This window comes from Dyella agri (assembly GCF_044904705.1).
GTDB classification, from domain to species: Bacteria; Pseudomonadota; Gammaproteobacteria; order Xanthomonadales; family Rhodanobacteraceae; genus Rhodanobacter_A; species Rhodanobacter_A agri.
Genome location: NZ_JADIKL010000006.1, coordinates 120,380 through 142,187 on the forward strand (window position 1 = coordinate 120,380; position 21,808 = coordinate 142,187).

General features: G+C 68.3%; 26 protein-coding genes. 13 read left to right on the plus strand and 13 right to left on the minus strand.

What is annotated here, in order from left to right:
- Positions 1-33 precede the first annotated feature (33 nt).
- Positions 34-732 carry an RES family NAD+ phosphorylase gene (locus ISP14_RS12260; RefSeq protein ID WP_404540201.1) on the plus strand — a complete coding sequence of 233 codons (699 nt, stop codon included), beginning with the start codon at positions 34-36 and terminating at the stop codon, positions 730-732.
- A gap of 79 nt (positions 733-811) precedes the next feature.
- On the opposite strand, the gene ISP14_RS12265 is transcribed toward ISP14_RS12260, so the two are convergent.
- Together ISP14_RS12265 and ISP14_RS12270 are read right to left on the minus strand one after the other, a co-directional pair.
- Positions 812-1,222 (minus strand): (R)-mandelonitrile lyase, encoded by a 411-nt coding sequence (locus tag ISP14_RS12265; protein WP_404540203.1) that lies wholly within the window; start codon positions 1,220-1,222, stop codon positions 812-814.
- Positions 1,223-1,224: 2 nt separating this feature from the next.
- Positions 1,225-1,551 (minus strand): carboxymuconolactone decarboxylase family protein, encoded by a 327-nt coding sequence (locus ISP14_RS12270; protein ID WP_404540205.1) that lies wholly within the window; start codon positions 1,549-1,551, stop codon positions 1,225-1,227.
- Positions 1,552-1,655: 104 nt separating this feature from the next.
- On the opposite strand from ISP14_RS12270, the gene ISP14_RS12275 reads away from it, so the two are divergent.
- The gene (locus tag ISP14_RS12275) at positions 1,656-2,549 is read left to right on the plus strand and encodes a LysR family transcriptional regulator (protein WP_404540208.1); all 894 of its coding nucleotides are present in this window, start codon (positions 1,656-1,658) and stop codon (positions 2,547-2,549) included.
- Positions 2,550-2,635: 86 nt separating this feature from the next.
- On the opposite strand, the gene ISP14_RS12280 is transcribed toward ISP14_RS12275, so the two are convergent.
- Positions 2,636-3,523 (minus strand): patatin-like phospholipase family protein, encoded by an 888-nt coding sequence (locus tag ISP14_RS12280; protein ID WP_404540210.1) that lies wholly within the window; start codon positions 3,521-3,523, stop codon positions 2,636-2,638.
- Positions 3,524-3,643: 120 nt separating this feature from the next.
- Positions 3,644-4,537, minus strand: a complete 894-nt coding sequence (gene phhA, locus ISP14_RS12285) for a phenylalanine 4-monooxygenase (RefSeq protein ID WP_404540212.1) — start codon at positions 4,535-4,537, stop codon at positions 3,644-3,646.
- 155 nt (positions 4,538-4,692) lie between these two features.
- Between phhA and ISP14_RS12290 the strand changes: the two genes are divergently transcribed.
- The 11 genes from ISP14_RS12290 (at position 4,693) to ISP14_RS12340 (ending at position 13,250) form a co-directional block, all read left to right on the plus strand.
- Positions 4,693-5,205, plus strand: a complete 513-nt coding sequence (locus tag ISP14_RS12290; RefSeq protein ID WP_404540214.1) for an Lrp/AsnC family transcriptional regulator — start codon at positions 4,693-4,695, stop codon at positions 5,203-5,205.
- A 12-nt stretch (positions 5,206-5,217) separates the two neighbouring features.
- A complete protein-coding gene (locus ISP14_RS12295) occupies positions 5,218-6,018 on the plus strand; it encodes a lysophospholipid acyltransferase family protein (protein ID WP_404540217.1) in 801 nt (266 codons plus the stop codon).
- Positions 6,015-7,013, plus strand: coding sequence for a YheT family hydrolase (locus tag ISP14_RS12300; RefSeq protein ID WP_404540220.1), 999 nt, complete (start codon positions 6,015-6,017; stop codon positions 7,011-7,013). The genes ISP14_RS12295 and ISP14_RS12300 overlap by 4 nt, the downstream gene beginning before the upstream one ends.
- Positions 7,014-7,192: 179 nt before the next feature.
- Positions 7,193-8,725, plus strand: coding sequence for an MBL fold metallo-hydrolase (locus ISP14_RS12305; protein WP_404540223.1), 1,533 nt, complete (start codon positions 7,193-7,195; stop codon positions 8,723-8,725).
- 85 nt (positions 8,726-8,810) lie between these two features.
- Positions 8,811-9,908, plus strand: a complete 1,098-nt coding sequence (locus ISP14_RS12310; protein ID WP_404540224.1) for a PQQ-dependent sugar dehydrogenase — start codon at positions 8,811-8,813, stop codon at positions 9,906-9,908.
- Positions 9,909-9,989: 81 nt separating this feature from the next.
- Positions 9,990-10,613, plus strand: coding sequence for a YbhB/YbcL family Raf kinase inhibitor-like protein (locus ISP14_RS12315; RefSeq protein ID WP_404540227.1), 624 nt, complete (start codon positions 9,990-9,992; stop codon positions 10,611-10,613).
- 121 nt (positions 10,614-10,734) lie between these two features.
- The gene (locus tag ISP14_RS12320; RefSeq protein WP_367845500.1) at positions 10,735-10,890 is read left to right on the plus strand and encodes a DUF1328 domain-containing protein; all 156 of its coding nucleotides are present in this window, start codon (positions 10,735-10,737) and stop codon (positions 10,888-10,890) included.
- A gap of 58 nt (positions 10,891-10,948) precedes the next feature.
- Positions 10,949-11,311: a DUF883 family protein gene (locus tag ISP14_RS12325; protein WP_404540230.1), complete on the plus strand. Its 363-nt coding sequence runs from the start codon at positions 10,949-10,951 to the stop codon at positions 11,309-11,311.
- Between the two features lie 6 nt (positions 11,312-11,317).
- Positions 11,318-11,788 (plus strand): ABC transporter ATP-binding protein, encoded by a 471-nt coding sequence (locus tag ISP14_RS12330; RefSeq protein WP_404540234.1) that lies wholly within the window; start codon positions 11,318-11,320, stop codon positions 11,786-11,788.
- A complete protein-coding gene (locus ISP14_RS12335) occupies positions 11,785-12,096 on the plus strand; it encodes a hypothetical protein (RefSeq protein ID WP_404540238.1) in 312 nt (103 codons plus the stop codon). Before ISP14_RS12330 ends, ISP14_RS12335 begins: the two co-directional genes overlap by 4 nt.
- Positions 12,093-13,250, plus strand: coding sequence for an AI-2E family transporter (locus tag ISP14_RS12340; RefSeq protein WP_404540240.1), 1,158 nt, complete (start codon positions 12,093-12,095; stop codon positions 13,248-13,250). Before ISP14_RS12335 ends, ISP14_RS12340 begins: the two co-directional genes overlap by 4 nt.
- A 7-nt stretch (positions 13,251-13,257) precedes the next feature.
- Here the strand turns inward: ISP14_RS12340 and ISP14_RS12345 are convergent, their stop codons facing one another.
- The 9 genes from ISP14_RS12345 to ISP14_RS12385 all read right to left on the minus strand — a co-directional run bounded on the left by ISP14_RS12345 (position 13,258) and on the right by ISP14_RS12385 (position 21,531).
- On the minus strand, positions 13,258-14,172 hold the full coding sequence (locus ISP14_RS12345; protein ID WP_404540243.1) for a TolB-like translocation protein: 915 nt from the start codon (positions 14,170-14,172) through the stop codon (positions 13,258-13,260).
- Complete coding sequence (locus tag ISP14_RS12350; protein WP_404540245.1) at positions 14,169-14,951, minus strand: hypothetical protein; 783 nt, start codon at positions 14,949-14,951, stop codon at positions 14,169-14,171. The genes ISP14_RS12345 and ISP14_RS12350 overlap by 4 nt, the downstream gene beginning before the upstream one ends.
- Before the next feature lie 16 nt (positions 14,952-14,967).
- Positions 14,968-15,957 (minus strand): TolB-like translocation protein, encoded by a 990-nt coding sequence (locus ISP14_RS12355; RefSeq protein ID WP_404540248.1) that lies wholly within the window; start codon positions 15,955-15,957, stop codon positions 14,968-14,970.
- Positions 15,958-15,994: 37 nt separating this feature from the next.
- Complete coding sequence (locus ISP14_RS12360) at positions 15,995-16,957, minus strand: TolB family protein (protein ID WP_404540250.1); 963 nt, start codon at positions 16,955-16,957, stop codon at positions 15,995-15,997.
- A gap of 121 nt (positions 16,958-17,078) precedes the next feature.
- Entirely contained in the window at positions 17,079-17,822 is a 744-nt protein-coding gene (locus ISP14_RS12365) for a LytR/AlgR family response regulator transcription factor (protein WP_404540253.1), read from the minus strand.
- Entirely contained in the window at positions 17,819-18,988 is a 1,170-nt protein-coding gene (locus ISP14_RS12370; protein ID WP_404540256.1) for a sensor histidine kinase, read from the minus strand. The genes ISP14_RS12365 and ISP14_RS12370 overlap by 4 nt, the downstream gene beginning before the upstream one ends.
- 14 nt (positions 18,989-19,002) lie before the next feature.
- Positions 19,003-19,545: a lipocalin/fatty acid-binding family protein gene (locus ISP14_RS12375; protein ID WP_404540259.1), complete on the minus strand. Its 543-nt coding sequence runs from the start codon at positions 19,543-19,545 to the stop codon at positions 19,003-19,005.
- Positions 19,546-19,606: 61 nt separating this feature from the next.
- Positions 19,607-20,485 carry a TolB family protein gene (locus ISP14_RS12380; RefSeq protein ID WP_404540261.1) on the minus strand — a complete coding sequence of 293 codons (879 nt, stop codon included), beginning with the start codon at positions 20,483-20,485 and terminating at the stop codon, positions 19,607-19,609.
- Between the two features lie 98 nt (positions 20,486-20,583).
- Positions 20,584-21,531 (minus strand): TolB family protein, encoded by a 948-nt coding sequence (locus tag ISP14_RS12385; RefSeq protein ID WP_404540263.1) that lies wholly within the window; start codon positions 21,529-21,531, stop codon positions 20,584-20,586.
- Positions 21,532-21,808 lie beyond the last annotated feature (277 nt).

Consider the following 21,808-nt stretch of genomic DNA (forward strand, 5'->3'; position numbering starts at 1 on the left):
GCGCTTCCCACCGACGCGCCATGGATACCCGCGATGCCCGCCGATCTCCCACCCGTCCGTCGCATCCGCTGGAGCCATGCTTATCGCATCGTGCCCAGTCGCTTTCCGCCAGTAGGCGTGTACGACCGCATTGCCGATCCGGCGGATCTTGACGCTGTGTTCGCGATCGAGGCGCTGACCAACCCGCGGCTGCGCGAGGAAGCCGGCGCGCTGAGGCTGGTGCCGAAGGAGCATCGCATCAGCGGCCCGGGCAGCACGCCGGTGATGGCGGCCTTCACCCACCTGAATCCGGAGGGCAGCCGCTTTTCCGATGGCACGTGGGGTGTGTTCTATGCCGCGCATTCGGTGGCCACCGCGGTGGAGGAGACCGTGTACCACCGCCAGCGTTTCCTGGCCGCCACCGCCGAAGCGGCTTGCGACATCCAGATGCGCTGCTACCGCACACGCATCGACAGCAAGCTGCACGACATCCGCGGTGGCTGGACAGCCGAGCACGATGCGGACGTCTATACCGCAGGCGTGAAACTGGCGCGGGTGCTGCGCGAAGCCGGTTCCAACGGCATCGTCTACGACAGCGTGCGCCACCCCGGCGGCGAATGCGTGGCCGCGTTCCAGCCTGACGTGGTTGCGCCGTGCGTGCAGGCGCAGCACCTGGTCTACCGCTGGGACGGCACGCGCATCGCGCAGGTGTTCGAGGTGAGCGAACTGCCGCGGGCGCCGGCCGGGAAGTAAGAATCCGTTCGAAGACCCCACTGCCGTCAGGCGGCTGGCGCGTGGAGCATTGCGTCAATCGGGAAGCGTGGCGGCTGGATCAGTCCGCCTGTTCGCCTTGCCGGTATTGCTCGTCGCTGACTTTCTCCAGCCAGTCGACCGCTTTGCCGTCGAGTGCTTCCTGGATCGCGATATGAGTCATTGCGGTGCCGGGCGCGGCGCCATGCCAGTGCTTTTCGCCGGGCGGGCAGCGCACCACGTCGCCGGGCCGGATCCTGCGCACCGGGCCGCCCCAGCTCTGCACATAGCCGCAGCCGGCAGTGACGATCAGCACCTGGCCCAGCGGATGCGTATGCCAGGCCGAGCGCGCGCCCGGCTCGAAGCTGACGCTGGCGCCGCTGCAGCACGAAGGCTCGACCGCGGCGAACAGCGGGTCGATGCGCACCCTGCCGGTGAACCAGTCGGCCGGTCCCTGGATGGAGGCCTGCGTGCTGTTCGGTTTGAGTTCCATGGTCAGACTCCTGCCTCGGCGAACACACGCCGCGCGATCGCCAGCGCCGAGCTGGCGGTGGGCCAACCCGAGTAGAAGGCAAGGTGGGTGATCAGTTCGACCAGCGCGTCGCGGCTGACACCATGGTCGAGCGCCTTCCGCAGGTGAAACGGCAACTCATTGCCGCGATAGAGCGCGACCAGGCTGGCGACCGTAACCAGGCTGCGCTCGCGCGGCGTGAGTCCGGGACGCTGCCAGACGTCGTCGAACAATACCTGGTCGGTGTAGGCGGCAAGCGCCGGCGCGACGTCGCCGAACGCCTGGCGGGCGGTGGTGGACTCAGCGGGCATGGGGCACTCCGGGAAAGGTCGTGGGTACGACCGGCAATCTAGTGCCCCTCCGGCGCCACGATAAGCTGGTAGATTGCGCATGCGCCCATGAATGAAATTCATGTATGCCACGCAGCAAGCTCAACGACCTGCTCGCCTTCCTCGCCGTGGCGCGCGAGCGCAACTTCACCCGGGCGGCGGCAAAGCTCGGTGTTTCGCAGTCGGCGCTGAGCCACGCCGTGCGCGGCCTGGAGGCGCGGCTGGGCCTGCGACTGCTCAACCGCACCACGCGCAGCGTCGCACCCACGGCGGCGGGCGAACGCCTGCTGGATACGGTCGGCCAGCGCTTCGACGAGATCGAAGCGGAACTCGCGGCATTGACCGCGCTGCGCGACAAGCCGGCGGGCAGCCTGCGCATCACCACCGGCCAGCATGCGCTCGATGCGATCCTGTGGCCCCGGCTTGCCCCGTTGCTGCGGCAGTATCCGGACATCCACGTCGAGTTCGACATCAGCCAGCACCTGAAGGACATCGTGGCCGAGCGCTTCGATGCCGGCGTGCGCATGGGCGAGCAGGTGGAGAAGGACATGGTCGCGGTGCGGATCGGGCCGATGCTGCGCATGGCTGCTGTTGCTGCTCCGGTCTACTTTGCGCGGCATCCGGTGCCGGCGAAGCCGCAGGAGTTGACCGCACATCGCTGCATCAATCTGCGCCTGGCTACCTACGGCGGTCTGTACGCGTGGGAATTCGCGCGGCGCGGCCGCGAGTTGCGCGTGCGGGTGGACGGCCAGCTGGTGTTCAACACGCCGGCGCAAATGCTCGTCGCCGCGCTCGATGGCTTCGGCATCGCCTACCTGCCGGAGGACATGGTGCTGCCGCAGGTAGCCAAGGGGCGGCTGGTCCGCGTGCTGGAAGACTGGTGCCCACCGTTCCCCGGCTATCACCTCTATTACCCCAGCCGCCGGCAGCCTTCGCCCGCCTTCGCGCTGGTGGTGGATGCGCTGCGCTACCGCGGTTGAGCTTGTACGGGCACCGGCACGCGCGGGCAGGGCTGGCAAGGTCTGCCGAGCGGGCAGCAACCAGCCGGACGCCGTGTCGCTGCGCGTCAGCCGATGCGCAACACGCCACGTGCCAATGCGTCCTGCGCATTGCGCTCGCCGAGGGCCCAGGCATCGAGCACGGTAGCGCGTGCGGTGCAGTCGAGCATGCCGACAGGGATACGTGTGCTCGGTTGCCAGTAGCAGCGCTGGTTGGCGCGGAACAGCGTGGGCAGCTTCGGATAATGGCGGGTCAGCAGCACGAGGGTGCGGGACCGTTGGTCCGCGTCCTGGGCGGGCAGCGGCACGCTGTCGGTATAACCGCCATCGAAGGCGTATCGGCCATCGACGCGGCGAGCGGGGATGAACGGCAGTGCGGCGCCCGCCGCGGCGAGCAGCGCGCGTGCCTCGTCGAGGCTGCCGCAGTCGTGCAGGTTGCGAAACTCCTGCCGCAAGCCGAGTCGCCGCGGCAGCCGCGGGTGCAGCGGGCCATGCAGGAATTTGTCCGCCAGATACGCCATCGTGGCGACGCCGATAGAGCCGCGCAGGCCCAGCCAGCGTGCGGGCCGGGTAACCGCCACCTGCAAGCGGTGCGACGACTGCCGCAGCGACTGGAAATGGTCGGCATCGACGAAGCTGGCCAGCCACGCCGGGTAGATGTGACGATGCGCAAAGTGCAAGCGTCCACGCAGCAGGCCGCGCCACTCGAACATGCGGGTGCGGTCGGCATACAGGCGCTGACAGGCCGTGAGCGCAACGTGCGGCCCGGCGGTGAGGAACGCCGCGGCCACGGCCGCGCCGGCACTGGTGCCCACCAGCTCCGTGGGTAACCGCCAGTGTCGTGCGAGCAGGTGCGAGATGGCGCCGGCCTGCCACCAGCAGCGATTGCCGCCGCCAGCGAAGATCAAGGTGTCTATGCCGGCAAGATCGAGGCTGGCGAGCGATTCCACGAGCATGGCTTCCCTGCATGGATGGCGGACAAGCCTCACGCATGGTGACGGCGCCGATCCAATGCAAGGCCGCGATGCGAAAAGGCCGGCGCATGGCCGGCCCTGGTTCGCACGTGGCGGGGAGGCTCAGGTATCCGCGCCGGTGGCGAACCCTTCCCGCGTACCGCGATTGAATACGCGATCGTCGTCCAGCACATCGGCCGCCGCATGTGCGGGCTCCGTCTTGAGCTTCGCGTAGATCGGCGTGAAGTCGGGGTGGGTGGCCTCGAACAGCTGCTCGAAGCTGTCGATCACGAAGTAGGTCTGCTGGTAGGTATCGATGCGGTAGCGCGTGCTCATCACGCGTTCCAGGCCGAAGCCGATGCGGTTCGGCGCGGGCGAGTCCAGGCAGTAGATCGACTCGCCCTTGGAGCTGACGATGCCGGCGCCGTAGATGCGCATGCCTTCGCCGGTGTTGATCAGGCCGAACTCCACCGTGTACCAGTACAGGCGGGTGAGATTCATCAGTGCCTCGGGACCGATCGCGAAGGCCTTCATGCCGCCGCGGCCGTAGGCCTGCATGTAGTCGGCGAACACTGGGTTGAGCAGCAGCGGCACGTGGCCGAACAAGTCGTGGAACAGGTCCGGCTCGCTGAGGTAGTCGAGCTGGTCGGGCTTGCGGATCCACCAGCTCACCGGGAAGCGGCGGTTGGCGAGATGGTCGAAGAACACCTCGTCCGGCAACAGGCCTTCCACCGCCACCAGCTCCCAGCCGGTGGCCTCGGCCAGCACCTTGTTGAGTTCGGAAAACTTCGGGATGCCGCCGTCGCCGAGGCCGAAGCGTTCCACGCCGGCGAGAAACTCCTGGCAGGCGCGGCCGGGCAGCAGTTCGCGCTGGCGCTTGTACAAGGTGTCCCACACCTCATGGTCGGTGCGGGTGTAGCTGTCCCACGGCTGCTCGACCACGCCGGTCGCATAGACCGGGATATAGCCGCGGTCGGTCTGGTGGTGTTCGACCTTGCGGGGCGTGTTGTGATCCATGGCGGACTCCGGGGTGGACTGGATTCCGGCGCATACCGGAATGACCAACCAGAGGATACGGCGAACGCGCCGCACGAAGCTTGCAAAATTGCGCATACAAGGCGTTACAGTGCAATATCCTTGCGTCAATGAATGATTGAAACGGAGTATCGTGCATGAACGCGCTGGATCGCACCGACCTGCGCCTGCTCTCCGTGTTGCAGACGGAGGGGCGCATCACCAATGCCGAGCTGGCCGAGCGGGTGAATCTGTCGCCCTCGGCCTGTCTGCGCCGGCTGCAGCGGCTGGAAGCGGACCAGGTGATCACCGGCTACGCCGCCCAGGTCGACCCGCAGGCGGTGGGCCTGGGCTTGCAGGCGTTTGTGCGCGTGCAGCTGGTAAAGCACGAGGCGGAGGTGATCGAGCGTTTCGTCGAACGCGTCAACGGCTGGGACGAAGTGGTGGCCTGCCACGCGCTCACCGGCGACATGGACTACCTGTTGCATATCTACGTGGCCGACCTCGCGGATTTCTCGCGTTTCCTGCTCGACCACCTGCTCAATGCCGCCGGCGTGGCCGACGTCAATTCCAGCTTCGTGCTGCGCACGGTGAAGCGCTCGCCCTCGCTGCCGCTGCCGCGCGCGGAAAATCCCCCGCCGCCGCACAACCTGGCCGGCAACAGACGCTAGACTAACGGGCTGATGGATACCGCCACCGCCTCCCTGCCGACCCGCGACCACCTGCGCCCGCTGCGCTACCTCTGGCGCGTGCCGCTGCTGCTGGTGCATGCGGTGCTGGCGATCATGCTGGCCGCGTTCGTGATGAGCTGGAACCGCAATCGCGTGATGCAGAACGGCCGCGAACCGTTCCCGCACAAGCTGGTCCGCTGGTGGTCGACCATGCTGATGCGCATCTTCGGCCTGCGGGCGGTGCGCGTGGGCGAGCCGCTGGCAGACCCGGTGCTGTTTGTCGCGAACCACACCTCGTGGATCGACATCGAGTTGCTGCACAGCCAGCGTGCGGCCTGCTTCGTGGCCAAGGCGGAGATCGCGAACTGGCCGCTGGTGGGTTGGCTGGCGGCCAGCGGCGGCACCATTTTCCACCGCCGCGGCAGCAACCACTCGCTGGCGGCGGTGATGCAGGTGATGGTCGAGCGCCTGCGTGCCGGCCGTTCGGTGGCGGTGTTTCCCGAGGGCGGCACCGGCCACGACGGTGTGCTTAAGGTGTTCCACGCACGCATCTTCCAGGCCGCATTGGACGCCGATGTGGTGGTGCAGCCGGTGGCACTGCGCTTCACCCGCAACGGCAGGCGGGTGATCGACGCCGGTTTCCGCGAGCGCGAGAACTTCCTGCAGAACTTCCTGCGCCTGCTCGGCGGTCCGCCGATGGATGCGGAGGTGCATTTCCTGCAGCCGGTGCCGGCCAGCCCGGATGCCCGCCGCCGGATGGCGGAGCTGTCGCGCGAACGCATTGCCGCGGCGCTGGAAGACCGCGAAGCATGAGCCTGCCGTGCGGAAAGGATTTCCGTCCGCCCTGGCCACTCACCAGCGGGCACATCCAGACCATGCTCTCGTCCAGCGGCGTGCGCCGCCTGCTGCTGCCGCGCGCCGCGCGCGCGGTGCAGGAAGGCGCCGAGCAGGTGATGGTGGACGGCGGCGGCGGCGTGCGCCTCACCGGTGCGTTCACCGCGCAGAAACTGCGGCCACAGCCGCGCGGCCTCGCCGTGCTGTTCCACGGCTGGGAGGGCAGCGTCGACTCCACCTATGTGCTGCAGACCGGTAGCCGCCTGCTCGCCGACGGCTGGGACATCTTCCGCCTCAACTTCCGCGACCACGGCGACAGCCACGACTTGAACGAAGCGCTGTTCCATTCCTGCCGGCTCGACGAGGTGGTACATGCGCTGGGCGAGATCGCCATGCGCTGGCCGGCGCGGCCGCTGGCGCTGGCCGGCTTCTCGCTGGGCGGCAACTTCGCGCTGCGCGCTGCGCTGCATACCTCGCGCGTGGGCATTCCGCTCAGCTATGCGCTGGCGGTATGTCCGATCATCGATCCCACCGAGGGCTTGTTCTCGCTGGAGGAATCGGCGCCCTGGTTCTACCAGGCCTACTTCATGCACAAGTGGCGGCATTCGCTGCTGGCCAAGCAGAAGGCGTTTCCGCAGCATCGCTACTTCGAGATGTCCGAACTGAAGCAGGACCTGCGCGGCCTCACCGAATCGCTGGTGCGCCGGCATACCGACTTCAACTCGCTGCAGCAGTACCTGGATGGCTATTCGGTGGCCGGCGATGCGCTGCTGGCCATGCAGATCCCCGCCACCATCCTCACCGCGCGCGACGATCCGGTGATCCCGGTGGGCGCGTTCGAGCAGCTGCAGCTGCCGCCGAACGTGGAGCTGGACATCGCCGACTTCGGCGGCCACTGCGGCTTCATCCGCGGCCGTGACATGACCAGTTTCACCGACGACTACATCGCAGCGCGTTTCAACGCGCTGGCCTGAGGGCCGCATGGCTGTCGGTTCGCAGCCGACAAGGGTATGACTTTCCGCATGGCATGACTTCCACCACGGGGCGGCCCGCGACCGGCGGCCTAGAGTGCGGCGACATCCGCCCACCGGGCCCTATCGAGCGACAGGCAATGAACCGTGTTGATCGCAGGTGCAGTCTTTCCATAGCGCTGATGTCGGCCATGCTGGCGATGGCCGGCAGCGCGGCAGCGCATGCATCCGCTGTGACCGGCGCGGATGGCACCCGCGAAGGCATCAAGGGCCATCCCGGCTGCGCGCAGCTCGACGCGCGCGGCTGCCTCGACCTCGCGTTGGCCGCGATGGGCGGGCGCGACAAACTCGCCGGCATCCACAGCGAGCAACTCGATGTAATCGGACATACCGCGCTGGTCGAGCAGTCGTACCGGCAGGCGCCGTTCATTACCAGCTATGCACGCGACCAGCTGACCGTGGATTTCGACCAGGCCCGCCTGCTCGACAGCAATCATGGCGTGTGGCCCGAAGCCGATCCGCACCAGGCCGAAAGCGATGTGGCGCTGATCGTCACCGGCCAGGGCGGCGTGTATCGCAGCAAGGGCGGCGATTCGCCGTGCTCGCTGGCTGACCTGGAAGGGGCTCGGGATACGCTGGCGCTGGGACCGGAGCGGCTGTTGCTCACCGCATCGGCGGCGCCCGACCTGCACTACGCTGACAGCGAATGGCTGCGCTCCACCCCGCACAGCGTGCTGGAATTCGACTGGCACGGGCAGCCGGTGCGCGTGCTGTTGAATGGTTTCAATCACCTGCCTGACGCGTTCGAGCGCACGGCCTCGTTCCAGGACTTCTGGTTCGCCTGGGGCGACGTCGCCCAGCGCGTGTACTACGACAACTGGAAGTTGCTGGGTGGTGTGCTGTTGCCGACCAACCGCATCGAGCAGCGCAACGGCGTGCTGTGGCAGTCCACGCAGATCCTCGACGCCCGCTTCAACGCGACGCTGGACGAAAAGACATTCGCGGTGGACGCGGCGGCGGCGGCGAAGAGCAAGCTGTCCAAGGGCTGGAATCGCGAATTCAGCGACCAGCACCGGGTCGAGCTGGCGCCGGGCATCGAACTCTACCGCGGCGCCTGGAACGCCACCTTGATCCGGCAGGACGATGGCGTGCTGGCGCTGGAGGCGCCGATTTCGCCGCATTACGTCGCCGGCGTGCTGGCCAAGGCGCACAGCGCGTTCCCGGGGCTGCCGGTGAAAGCAGTGCTGTCCAGCTCCGACTCGTGGCCGCACGTCGCCGGGGTGCGCGAAGCCGTGGCCGAAGGCTTGCCGGTGTACGTCCTCGATCTGAACCAGCCGCTGCTGGCGCGGGTGGCGGCCGCACCGCACCGCCTGCAGCCGGACCCGCTGCAGGCGGCGCCCAAGGCCCCGCAATGGCGCGTGGTTTCGGGCAAGCAGGTCATCGGCAGCGGCGCGAACCAGGCAGTGATCTACCCGCTGCGTGGCGCCTCCACCGAGCGGCAATACATGGTGTATTTCCCGCAACACAAGTTGCTGTACGCCAGCGACACGCTGGCCCTGAATCCCGACCACACGCTGTACGACCCCGAGCTGATGCACGAAGTGGTGCAGGCGGTGGCGCGCGAACACCTGCAGGTGGACACGGTCTATGCGATGCACGAAGGGCCGACGCCGTGGTCCCAAGTAGTCCACATGGTCGATGCGGCAAGCCGGTGACGGTGCCGGCCGAAGCATGAGCGGGCATACGGCATGCCAGGGACGGGAGTAGGATCGGCGCTTCCCCATCGATGGTGAAGCGCCCATGCGTATCTGGCTGCTGTCCTTGTCCGCATTGCTGTTGCTGTTCGCCGCGCCCGCTTTCGGCGAAGTCCATCTCGATCGCCTGGTGTTGCCGAAAGGCTTCCACATCGCGGTGTATTCCGACCAGGTGCAGAACGCCCGCGAGATCGCATTGGGCGCGAAAGGCACAGTGTTCGTGGGCTCGATGGACGCGGGCAAGGTCTACGCGCTCACCGACACGCAGCATGACGGCCACGCCGACAAGGTACGCGTGCTCGCCAGCGGGCTGGAAATGCCGGTGGGCGTGGCGTTCCACCACGGCGACCTCTATATCTCGGCGGTAAGCCGCATCTACGTGCTGCGCGACATCGAAAACCACCTCGACGATCCGCCCAAGCTGGAACTCGTCACCGACAAGCTCCCCAGCGAGACGCACCACGGCTGGCGTTTCATCGCGTTCGGCCCGGACGGCAAACTCTACGTGCCGATCGGCGCGCCCTGCAACGTCTGCGACAAGGGCGAGGCCTACGCCAAGATCACCCGCATGAACGCTGACGGCAGCGGCGCGCAGGATGTGGCCTACGGCATCCGCAACACCGTGGGTTTTGACTGGCGCTCAGGCTCGCACCAGTTGTGGTTCACCGACAACGGCCGCGACATGATGGGCGACGACATCCCCAGCGACGAACTGAACCGGCTCAGCCATGTCGGCGAACACTTCGGTTTCCCGTACTGCCATGAGGGCGACGTGCTCGATCCCGATTTCGGCAAGGGCCACAGCTGCAAGGACTACACACCACCGGTGCTGAAGCTGGGTGCGCACGTGGCTTCGCTGGGCATGCGCTTCTACGGGGGCAGCCTGTTCCCCGCCGGCTACAAGGGCGCGATCCTGGTGGCCGAGCACGGTTCGTGGAACCGCTCGAAGAAATCCGGCTACCGCGTGATGACCGTGCGCCTGAATGGCGACAAGGTGGCCAGCTACCAGCCGCTGATCACCGGCTTCGAAGAAAACGAGCAGGCATGGGGTCGTCCGGTCGACGTGCAACCGCTGCCGGACGGCAGCGTGCTGGTGAGCGACGATCTGGCGGGTGCGGTGTACCGGGTGACGTATAAACCGTAAGAGCCGCATGCCTTGCACGAACGCCCGGCGGCATCGCCCTGCGTCCGCGACCAGCAAACCGACAAGCAGACGGAAACCATCATGCAACTCCGCAGCGACAACTTCGCCAACGGCCAGCCCATCCCCGCCGCCAACGCCTTCGGCAAACCCGGCGCGCCGGTGGCGCTGTCCGACAACCGCAGTCCGCACCTGGCATGGAAGGACGCACCGGAAGGCACGCGCTCCTTCGTGCTCACCTGCATCGACAGCGACGTACCCAGCCGCGGCGACGACGTGAACAAGGAAGGCCGCACGGTTCCCGCCGACCTGCCGCGCGTGGAATTCGTGCACTGGCTGATGGCCAACATCCCCGAGGAGTGCGGCGAGCTGTCCGAAGGCGCTTGCTGCGACGGCATCACGCCGCGCGGCAAGCGCGATCCGCTGGGCCCACCGGGCAGCGTGCAAGGCGTGAACGACTACACCGGCTGGTTCGCGGGCGACGCCGAGATGGGTGGCGATTATCTTGGCTACGACGGCCCCTGTCCGCCGTGGAACGACTGCATCGTCCACCACTACCACTTCCGCATCCATGCACTGGACGTGGCAGCGTTGGAACTGTCGCGCGGCTTCACGCTGGCCGAATTGCGCGACGCCATGCATGGTCACGTGTTGGGCGAAGCGCAGCTGGTGGGCGCTTACGCCATCCGTCCCGCATCGGCGATGTGACGGCGGTTGTGCAGGCGACGTGCACGCACGCCCCTTCACGCGCAGATGGCAGCCATTGTGGGTGAATGACGGCACGTGGCTGTGCGAGCCGCGGTCGGCAATCGTTCAAGAGGGCAAGGCCATGCTTCACTACGCACTGGTATTTCTGATCGTCGCCATCATCGCCGCGGTGCTCGGCTTCGGCGGCATCGCGGGCACGGCGGCCGGGATCGCGAAGATCCTGTTCATCGTGTTCCTGATCCTGGCGATCATCTCTTTCTTGCGCCGCGCAAAATGAATCGTGGCGCGGCGCCCGGCGAACCGGCATCCTTCAGCGTGAGTTCCGTGGAGACAGCATGAACAAGCAGGCAGCAACGACCGAAAACGGCACATCCAGCCGCATCGACGAAGGCGCCGAGCGCGTCAAGCAGGCCACCTCCCACGCGGTCGCTAGCACCAAGGAGGCGGTCGAACGCGCCGCCGACCACGTGGAGGAAAGCCTGCACCGTGCGACCGACAAGGTCGCCGCCGGCGCCAACCGCGCCAACGAGAAGCTTTCCGACGCCAGCGAACGTGGCCGCGCCGCCTACGACGCCACCATGGATCGCGCCGACGAGTGGCTGGAACAGGTACGCGATTACGTGCGTGAGAAGCCGGTGCAGTCGGTGGCGATCGCGTTGGGTGCGGGCTGGCTGCTCGCTCGCCTGCTCAAGCGCTGATTCCGCATGCAAGAAGACTCGGGGCGCGGGCAAACGCGCGCGACGGCGCCGGAAACCCCGGCGCCGTCCTCGTCTCTGCTGCAGGAACTGGGCCGGTTGGCCAGCGCGGTGCGGCGGCTGTTCGGCGCGCAGCTGCATCTGCTGGCCGCCGAGCTGGGGTTGGCGCGCAGCGCGGTGTCGTGGCTGCTGCTCGCCGCGTTGGCTGCCACCGTGGCTGGCGTAGCGCTGGGCCTGACCCTGCTCGGCCTGGTCGGTGTGCTGCTGGCCACCTGGTTGCACTCGTGGATCTGGGCATTGCTGCTGCTGGCGCTGCTGCAAGCTTTGTTGCTTGCGGGCGCGATCCTGCTGTTCCGTCGCTGCATGCACTGGATGAGCCTGCCCGCCACGCGTCACGAGTGGAGTGCGATGATGCGCGACACGCTGCACCACGCCGAACGCGAGGCCGGCAGCGGGACCCGTGGGGAGGGCGAGCCATGAACAGGCTCTTGAAGCAACTCGGCAAGGTGCGTGCGGCGCAGGCGCAGGTGGCCGCGCATCGCGCGGAACTGGCTGTGCCGGCGGCGGCCCTGCTGGCGCGCGGGCAGCGCCACCCGCTCATCGCGCTGGGTGCGGCGGGCGGTGCAGGTTTCGTGCTCGGCAGTCTCGACGTGCATCCCTTGCGGGTGCCGGGGGTGGGGCCGCTGTTGCGTGGCGGCCTCGCCGAGGCGGTGACGCAAGGCGTGCGCCTGATCGTCGAACTGGGTGCCGGTGCCGTCGACGATACGGCGGACGACACGCCCGCATGAACGAGCCGCTGACGCCGCCTGGCGCCGGCGAAACGGCTGGCGCCGTGCCGCCTGCCGGGCCGGTGCGCGCCATGCCCTCGCCGCGCGGTCGCTTCGCACGGCGCAGCGCACGCGGCATGCGTCGCCACCTGCGCGGCATCCGCGTGCTGCTCAATGCACTGCTGATACTCGCGCTGCTATACACGGTGACGTTGTGCAAGGCGCTGCTGATTCCGCTGGTGCTCGCGGCCTTCATCGGCCTGGCGCTGAACCCGGTCGTCGCCGGCGCCGCCCGCTGGGGCGTGCCACGCTGGCTGGGCGCCAGCGTGCTGATGCTGGCGTTGATCGGCGGCATCGGCACCGGCATCGGCCTGCTCACGCCACCGGCGCTGGACTGGATCCACGAAGCGCCGGCCACGATCCGCCGCTTCGTACCCAAGCTCGAGCACATCACCCAGCCGCTGGAAGCGGCCAACCGCGCCACGCAGACCCTGGTCAACGGCCATCCGGTGCACGCGCGACCGCAGCCGGCCGACGTGGCGGTCAGCGCGTGGGACGTAGTGTCGACGGCGCCGAAGGTGCTGGCGGCGATCCTCACCGTGGTGTTGCTGGTGTTCTTCTTCCTCGTTTACGGCGACTTGCTGCTGCGCCGGCTGGTGGAGATCGGGCCGGATTTCCGCTACAAGCGCCAGGCGGTGTCGGTGGTGCGCGGCATCCAGCACGAGGTGTCGCGCTACATCCTCACCACCTTGCTGATCAATTTCGCACTGGGTGCGCTCACCGCGGGCATCCTGTGGCAGCTGCGCATGCCCGATCCGCTGTTGTGGGGCGCGGTGGCGATGTTCGCCAACTTCATTCCCTACGTGGGTGCGATCTTCACCACCAGCGTGCTGCTGCTGGTGGGCCTGGCGCATTTCGACGACATCGGCCACGCGCTGCTGCCTGCAGTGTGCTTCGCCGGGCTCACCGTGTTCGAGGGCAACCTGGTGACGCCGCTGATCCTGGGCCGGCGCATGCGACTCAGCCCCATCGCCATCCTGATCTGGCTGCTGGTATGGGGCTGGCTGTGGGGCATCCCCGGCGCCTTGCTCGCAGTGCCGATGCTCACCAGCGTCAAGCTGATCGCCGAACACGTGCGCGGCTGGGCGTGGTTCGCGCACATGGTGCAGCGCTAGCGCCGCATCACATCGAGGCGGCAGCCGCGCCCGCGGCGTGCTGCCGCAGCCACGGCGCCAGGTCGAGGCGCCAGATGCCGGATTGCCCGGTGAAGTAGACGCTGTGGCCGTCGGAGGCGATGTGGGAGCCCCATGGTCCGTCCTTGTTCACCGTATCGCCGAGGTCGATCGGCTTGCCCCAGTGGTCGCCTTCGCGGAAAGCGATGCACAGCCGGCCCAGGCCGCCCTTGGTCTTGCCGTAGTCGAACACGATGAAGGACTGGTCCGGCGCCACCGCGGGATCGTGGGTGGAAACGGCCGGGTCGCCAAGCCCTGCGCGCACGGGCGGCAGGTAACGGCCGTCGCGCCAGGGCGCGCGCCAGGTGTGCATGACCTTCGCCTGGCGGTCCCAGCGGATGAAATACAGGCTGCCATCGGCGGCGATGCTGGCGAAGTCGATGAACACGTCGTTGTTGACGACGGGGCTCAGCCACACGGGCTTGCCCCAGCCGCTGCCTTGGCGGTCCACCCGCCAGATGTTGGAGCCCGGGCCGCTACCGCCGACGAAGTAGTCCTGTACCAGCGGCTTGCTGCCCGGTGCTGTCGGGCGATCCGAATCGAACAGCAGGTAGCTGCCGTCGGGCGCCATCACCGGGTCCTGGTCGAATCCGTGCCCGGAGAAACTCGCGACCTCGGGCTGCGACCAGCGGCCGCCGATCTTGTGCGAGACCATGATGGTCTTGCGCGTGCCCTCGCTGCGGTCGAAGAAGACGGTGGTGCCGTCGGGCGTGAAGGCCAGCGTGTCGTCGCTGTCGGCGTGGATGATGCCGTCCAGCGTGACCGCCTGCGGCGTAGCGGTTGCCGTGTCGGTGGCGTGCGCCGTGCCGATCGCGAGCAGCAGGCCGGCACTGAACAGGCAGCGGGGCAAGATTGTCTGCATCATGGTGTGGCCTCCATCGGCATCGCGTTGAGCAGGATGTACTGGCGCTCGGTGGCCTCGATGCGGCCAAGCTGGGCGGACGTAAGGATCACGGGCCGCGTACTGACCAGCTCGTCGCTGAGCACGATGCCGTCGCGGAAGGTGGTGTAGCCATGCCAATGCGCGCGGCCCGGTTGTCGCGTCACTTCGTACGGGTGGCCGTCGCGGGTCAGCGTGAGCTGCGGCTTCTCGTCGAGCCAGGCGCCATCGCCGCTGCCCTCGCGTTCCAGCGTCACGGTGTGGCTGGCGGCGTCGAGTGCCACCACGGTCACCGTCTGCCGGCCGGCCGGGCCGAGTTCCCACGGCGCGGCGATGTCCACCGTCCAGTGCTGGCCGAGTTTGAGCGCGGCCGGTGGCGTGCCCCACAGCCGCGGGTTGTAGGCGAGTCCGCTGGCGTCGGTGTTGGGCGCGCACTTGCCGTCGTAGCAGTTGGTGGCGCCGGCGTCGGGCAACGCCACCAGGCCGCTGCCCGCGGGCCGGCCGTCGTAGCGGTAGTCGATGCGCAGCTGCGGCTGGGCGGGCCCGGCGTCGGTCACGCGATAAATCGCGGTGCCGCTGACCCGACGCACCGCTTCATCGAAACCGGGCGCCCGGACGGCGATGGTGCGCGAGAACACGTTGCCCAGACCGACGCCGACGCGGTAGGCGGGCGTCAGTGCAGGCGCGGCCGTGGGAGGAGGGTTGGCCGCGGCGGGTAGCGCCAGTACGACTAGCAGGAGCGACAGCATGCGATAGGTGGACACGGTGCCTCCGCGCGGGTCAGTGGTCGATGCCGTGCGCGCGCAGCACGTCGGCAATGTCGAAACGCCACAGGTTGCGCGAACCGTTCAGCGGTTGCTGCAGGCGCTGCTGCAAGGTGGCGGCGGTGTCGTGCGGCTTGGGGAATGCCATTTCGTCGCGGCGGTTGCTGGAGACGTACAGCTCGCCAAAGCGAGGCCCCAGCGAGGGCGCGTTCTCCAGTGCCGTGCTGTTGATCTCGCCCGGCAGGTGCAGCGGCTTGCCCCAGCTGCCGTCCGGCTGGCGGAACGCGATGTAGAGGTCGGCGCTGCCCAGCGAATCCCCCTCGTTGCCGGCGTAGATCAGGAAGCGCTGCTGCGGATCGATCGCCGGGTCCATGCGATTGCGCGCGACATCGCCGAGATCCACGCGCTGCGGCGCCGCGTAGCCTTGCGCGCCGTGGCGCGCCACGTAGATCTGGTAGGCGGCACCCGAGTCCGGACGGTGCGCGGAGAAGTAGATGTCGCCGTTGGCTGCCACCGACGGGTTGTAGATCATCGCGCCGTCGTTGAGCGCACCGTCCACGCGCATCGGCGCGCCCCAGAGGCCGCCGGGCTGGCGTTGCACGTACCAGAGATTGGTACCCGCGAAATGTTGGCCGTCCATGTTCACCGTTACCGGCGCGCCGCCCGGCTGCAGGGGGCGGTTGGAGACGAAGTACAGCCGCTGGCCGTCCGCCGTCAGCGTGGGTTCGGAGTCGTGCCACTGTCCGGAGAACGAGGCCACCTGCGGCGCGCCCCAGTGCCCGTTCTCGCGATGCGAGACGAGGATGGTGTCGTCGCGCTCGGCGAAATCGGAGCGCATGAAGTACAGCGTATCGCCGTCCGGTGTCAGCGCGGCGGAGGTTTCCTGCAGGCCGGTGGAGATGACGCCGGGACCGACCAGCTCGCCGTGGCCCTGCGCCAATGCGGCGAACGGCAGGACAAGCGCCGTCGCGATAACACCGGCGAGGATGAGGTGACGTGGGGACATGGATGCTCCTGATGGGGGTACGAGGCTGGCGGCCGGGTCACGCGGCGTGATGCGCCGCCAGCCAGGGTTCCAGCGACAGGCGCCAGATGTGGTTGCTGCCGTTGTCCCACGCGCGCATGCGCGCCAGGTCGGCACGTGCCTGCGCCGGCGAACGCGGGTAATGGACGGGCAGGGTGAGATTGCTGGTGAAGTACAAGCTGCGGCCGTCCGGGCCCAGATGCGAGCCCCACGGCTGGTAGCGGTCCACCGCGTCGCCGAGATCGACCGGCGCGCTCCAGCCATTGCCCTCGCGGAAGGCGATGTACAGATGATCGGGCCGATCCTTGCCGGCGTAATTGGCGTCGAAGACCAGGAAGGACTGGTCAGGCGCGATGGCGGGGTCTTGTTCCTGCGCCGCCGGGTCGCCTAGTGCGAGCGGTTGCGGCGGCTGGTAGCTGCCGTCGCGCCACGCGCTGCGATAGAGATGGAAACGATGCGTGGCTTCGTCCATCTGCTGGTAATACACATCGCCATTCGCGGCCACGCTGGGGGCATAGATCTGCGCTGCGCTGTTCACCGCATCGGGCAAACGCACCGGCACGCCCCAGCCCTTGCCGCGATGATCGACCCGCCACAGGTGGCCGCCATGCAGCGGGGCGCCGCCGGCCGTGTCGGGACGGTTGGAGGTGAACACCAGGTAGGAGCCGTCCGGCGCCATGGCCGGATCGTGGTCCAGCCACTGCCCGGAGAACGACGCGATCTGCGGTGCGGACCAGCCGTCGCCGCTGCGGTGCGATTCCATGATGAAGCCGCTCGCGCCTGCCTGCTGGTCGAAGTACACGGTGGCGCCGTCGGGCGCGAAGGTGAGGCAGTCCACGCCCGCCGGGCCGGAGATCGTGCCGGGCGCGAAGATCTCCGCTGGCAGTTGCGGCGAAGTCGCAGCCGCGGCGCGCAGGCCGGCAACGCAGGAGCTGCTCAGCAGCAGGCCGCCGGCAAGCAGCGCAAACAGGCGACGGACCATGCGGTTTCCTCGGCAGGATGACGGTGCCGTGGAGTCTCCGTTGCCGCCGTGGCACGCCGCCGCCGCTTCGTGACGAGCGGAAACACGCCGTGACCAGCGGTCGTCCGCGCGTGGCGAGCGGTCAGGGCAGTCCCAGCACCGCGCGTGCGCCGGCGCGGAAGCGCCGGCTGAGATCGAGCCGGGTGCCGTCGCGCAGCACGATCTCGGCATTGCCGTTGAACAGCGGATGCACCTCGCGGATGCGTTCCACATTGACGATCACGCCGCGGTGGATGCGCAGGAAGCGCGCCGGATCGAGCGCGTCCAGCAGGTGGCTCAGCGTCTCGCGATGCAGGTAGCGGGCGCCGTCGGCATGGATCTGCACGTAGTTGCCGTCGGCGCGGATCCAGTCGATGGCAGTCACGGCGATCACGCGGATATGTTCGCCCACGCGCACGCTGATGCGTTGCAAGTGGTTGGCGTGCGCCGGCGCGGCGGCAGGCATCTGCAGGCCCTGCCAGTGCCGGCGCACGCGTTCCAGCGCCTGGTCGAAGCGCGCCTGGTCGATAGGCTTCAGCACGTAGTCCAGTGCGCCGGCGTCGAACGCGCGCAGCGCGTGCTGGCTGTAGGCGGTGGTGAACACCACCATCGGCAGCGCCTGCGGCCGGAGCTGGTGCAGCAGCTTGAAGCCGTCCATGCCCGGCATGCGGATGTCGAGGAACAACAGGTCCGGCGCCAACGCCTGGATCGCTTGCAGTGCTTCGGCGGCGTTGCCGCACTCGCCGATGATCGCCACGTCGGCATGTGCGGCCAGCGCCTGGCGCAGCGCGAGGCGTGCCAGCACCTCGTCGTCCACCAGCAGCGCGCGGATGCCCGCGGCACTCATGCGGCAAGCTCGCGGAACGGCAGGCGCAGTTCCACCCGCGTGCCGCCGCCGTCGCGGCTCTGCAGCTCCAGTCGTGCGTCGCTGCCGAACAGCATCGCCAGCCGCGCGCGGGTGTTGGTCAGGCCGATGCCCTCGTTGGCGCCGTCGGCCGGCAGGCCCAGGCCGTCGTCGTCCACGCGCAGGTACAGCTCGTCGCCGTCGCGCCGGCCGACTACTTGCAGGCTGCCGGGCTCGGCCTTGGCCAGCAGGCCGTGGCGCAGCGCGTTCTCTACCAGCGGCTGCAGGATCAGGTTGGGCACCGCGGCCCGCAGCGCGTCGTCGTCCACGTCCAGCTGCGTGCTGAGCCGGTCCTGGAAACGTACCTGCTGGATGTCGAGGTAGCAGCGCAGGAACTCCAGCTCGCGCGCCAGCGGTACCTGCGGCGCATGGCGCTCCTCCAGCGTGAGGCGCAGGAAGTCGCTGAGCCGCGCGATCATCAACCGTGCCTGCAGCGGGTCGGCCAGCGCCAGCGCGGAGATCGCATTGAGCGTGTTGAACAGGAAGTGCGGCTGCAGCTGCATGCGCAAAGCCTGCAGCTGCGCCTGTGCCAGCTGCGATTCCAGCAGGGCGCTGCGCAGCTGTTCGTCGCGCAGCCGGCGACGCGACTCCATGCCGCGCAGCACCACCAGTACGATCCAATAGGTGAGTATCGCCAGGTGGTAGCTGTAGGCGAACTCCATGTGCACGTACTGGCCCAGCGTGTGCACTTCCGGCATGCGTCCGGGGCCACACAGGTACCAGAACGCCACCAGGTGGGCCATCATCTGCGCCAGCGCCACGGTCAGCGAAGCCGGCACGTGCACGGCGAAGAAGCGCCGCCAGCCATGCCCCGCGCTTTGCCGGCCCAGCCAGCCTACCAACGGCACCAGCGCCATCCACAGCCAGAAGTTGCCGAGGTTCCAGGCCAGGTTGCGCAGCCAGCCCGGCGGATAGCCTTCGCTGATCGAGGCGAGTCCGCCGCTTAGCGCGTAGGACAACGCCAGAAACGTCCAGAAGCCGAAGATCAGCCCCCAGGTCTTCAGTCGTTGCGCTGCGCTGCGGTCGAACACGGGATCCTCACTGACGTACCACGCGATGGCGGGCCAGTGTGCGCGGCGGCGGCCGCTCGCGAAAGTGCCTGAAGACATTGCCGATACCTGGCCTAGGATTGCGACACCCGCGCATCGCGCGTGCACGACTGCGCGTCGCCCAGCTGCCACGCGCCGCTGCGATTCCGGTAGGTGTAGGTCACCCGGTAGGCGTCGTCGCCCTGTCGCTGGAACGCGAAACGGTCGAGATAGCCGCTGGTCGCGGTGTTCTCCAGCGTCAGCGTGTCGCCCACCCAGCCGGGCGCGGTGTAGTGCCGTTCGCCGCCGAAGTTGTCGAACACCGTCGCGGTGAAATGCTTCGCGGCCTTGTCGTAGCCCCACCAGGAGTCCGCGAGGTAGCGGTTCGGCGGATCGTCCGCATGTTGCATGCGCAGCCATTGGCCGCCGAGTTCGATGGTGAATGTCTCGCCCGAGCGGATGGGCTTGCCGTTGGCGAACTGGCCTTCGCAGCGCCAGTGCCCGACGAACCAGGCCAGCGGCGCGAGTCCGTCCGTGACCTGGGCGTGCGTGGTCCCGGTCCGCGCCGGCGTGGCCGTGGCGAGCAACAACAGGCTGGTGGCCGCGATCATGCGCACGGCGAATGGTTTGCGGCGCATGCAAGGCAGTCGGTGCATAAAGGTTCTCCGGAGAGCGAGCGAGGCATGGCGGCGGCGCGCGTCAAGGCTTTACCGCCACGTGTCGCACCAACCTGCGAACGAGCGGCAGACTGTGGATGCGGTTGTCCGGCCCAGTGAAATACAGCGTGTGCAGATCAGGGTCGAGGCGTGCTTCTATGCCGGCGGAATCGAGCGGTACCGGCGTGCTCCAGCCATCAGCAGCGGCGAACGTCACAAACAGGTTGCTGCTGCCCGGTGGTGTTGGTGCGCGGTTCGAACTGAACACGAGGAAGGACTGGTCGGGCACCACCGCCGGGTCGTAGTCGGCGGTCACGCCGTCGCTAAACGACAGCGGTTGCGGTGGCTGGAATCGGCCGTCGCTGCAATGGCTGACGTATAGCCGCGTGTGATGGGTCAGCGGGTCGGGATGGGTGAAGTAGACGCTGCCGTCGGCCGCCACCGCGGGCGAATACGTGGCCGTGCTCACGTTGACGAGGTCGGGCAGTCGCGTCGGTGCGTCCCATGCGCCGTCCTTGAAATCCACGCGCCACAGGTTGCCGCCGCGGCCGGGGCGTGACTTTCCGCCCCAGTAGCCGTCCAGCGGCTTGCCGCCGGGCACGGTGGGTCGGTTCGAGATGAAGATCAGGTACGAGCCATCGGGCGCCATCGTCGGCTCGAAATCCATCCACGCGCCCGAAAACGGCGCAGGCTCCGCAGCTGACCAGGCGCCGTCACGCCAACGGGCGACATAAAGACGCCTCGCCGCTCCGCTGCCGCGCGCGAACACGACCGTGTGCCGGTCGGGGGTGAACGCGGGGTCCGCATCGCCCTCGGCTGACCATGGCACGACTGCGGCGGCGGATGCACCGTTTGGCGAGCCCGTGGTCGCATGGGCAGGCGAGGCGGAAGTGGTCGCGCACAGGGCGAGCGCGAGGAGCAAGGGCAGCACCAAGTTTGCAGATGTCATGCCTGGTTTCCACCGGTGGAGTGATGCACCGCGCGGCAAACCGCCGAGCGCTGCGTGGGAGGTACCAACGCTCAGGGGTTGATGCGCCGGTTCGCGTCCAGCCACGGTGCCAGCGACACCTGCCAGATATGGTCGTGGCCGTTGTTCCACGCCGCACTCGCTTGCGTGCCGGCGGCGGCGCGGTCGCTGTAGAAGTACAGCGTGTGGTGGTCCGGGCCGAGCTGGGCGCCCATGCTTTCCTTGCCGCCGTTGACCGCGTCGCCGAGGTCCTGTGGCGCGCTCCAGCTGTCCGCTGTGCGGAACGCGATGGCAAGGCGATACGGCTGTTGCGCGGCGTGCTTGATGCTGACCACGATGAACGAGCCATCCGGTGCAATGGCGGGATCGCGGATCGTGGCGTCTGCATCGCCCAGCGCCACCACGCGAGGCGTCGCGTAGCGGCCGTCGCGATACGGGGAGTGCAGCAGCGCGAAGTCGCCGCGTGGCCCGGCGCAACCGATGAAGTAGAGGCTGCCGTCGGCGGCGATGCTCGGGGAGGCGATCAGCGAACAGCGGTTGACGACGTCGGGCAGGCGCACCGGCGCGCCCCAGTGGTCGCCGCGCCAGTCCACCCGCCACAGGTTCATGCCTTGCCCGACATGGCGCTTTCCGGCATGTATCGCGTCGAGTGGCGGGCCGCCCGGCGTGGCCGGGCGGTTGGAGGCGAACAGCAGGAATGAACCGTCCGGCGCCATCGCCGGGTCGAGGTCATGCCAGTGTCCGGAGAACGGCGCCACCGTCGGCGGTGACCAGCGGCCGTCGCGGCGATGCGATTCCATCAGCGTCGAGCCGTCATCGGTGCCGCGCATAAAATAGACCGTGGAACCGTCAGGTGTGAACGCGGCCGCGCCATCGTCGGCGCCAGCGGGGACGGTGTCCGGGGCGAAGACCGTGGGCGGGGCCGCAACCGGCACGTGACCGGACAAGGCCGCGACGGGTGCAAAACTCATCCATGCCGCGAACGCGGTCGACAAGCGCATGGCCATCCCTCCTCATCGGTGGTGCGCCCGCGCGTGGACGCATCTGCCGACGCAAGCTGGCGCAGGCGTCGACGGCTGTCGCGCGAGGCGTGATAGCCGGGGCGTTCGCCGTGACCAGCGGCATGCGCAGCCGGACGGGAGGTCGCCACTCGCCGCCGGCATGCCCGCGGCGACCGTTCATCACCGACATGCCATCGCTCGCCCCGGAACCGAGGCGTGCGGCGCAGGCGCCGCGCAGGCTGTTCCCGCGGCACTATCGCCGCCTCAACGGGACGAC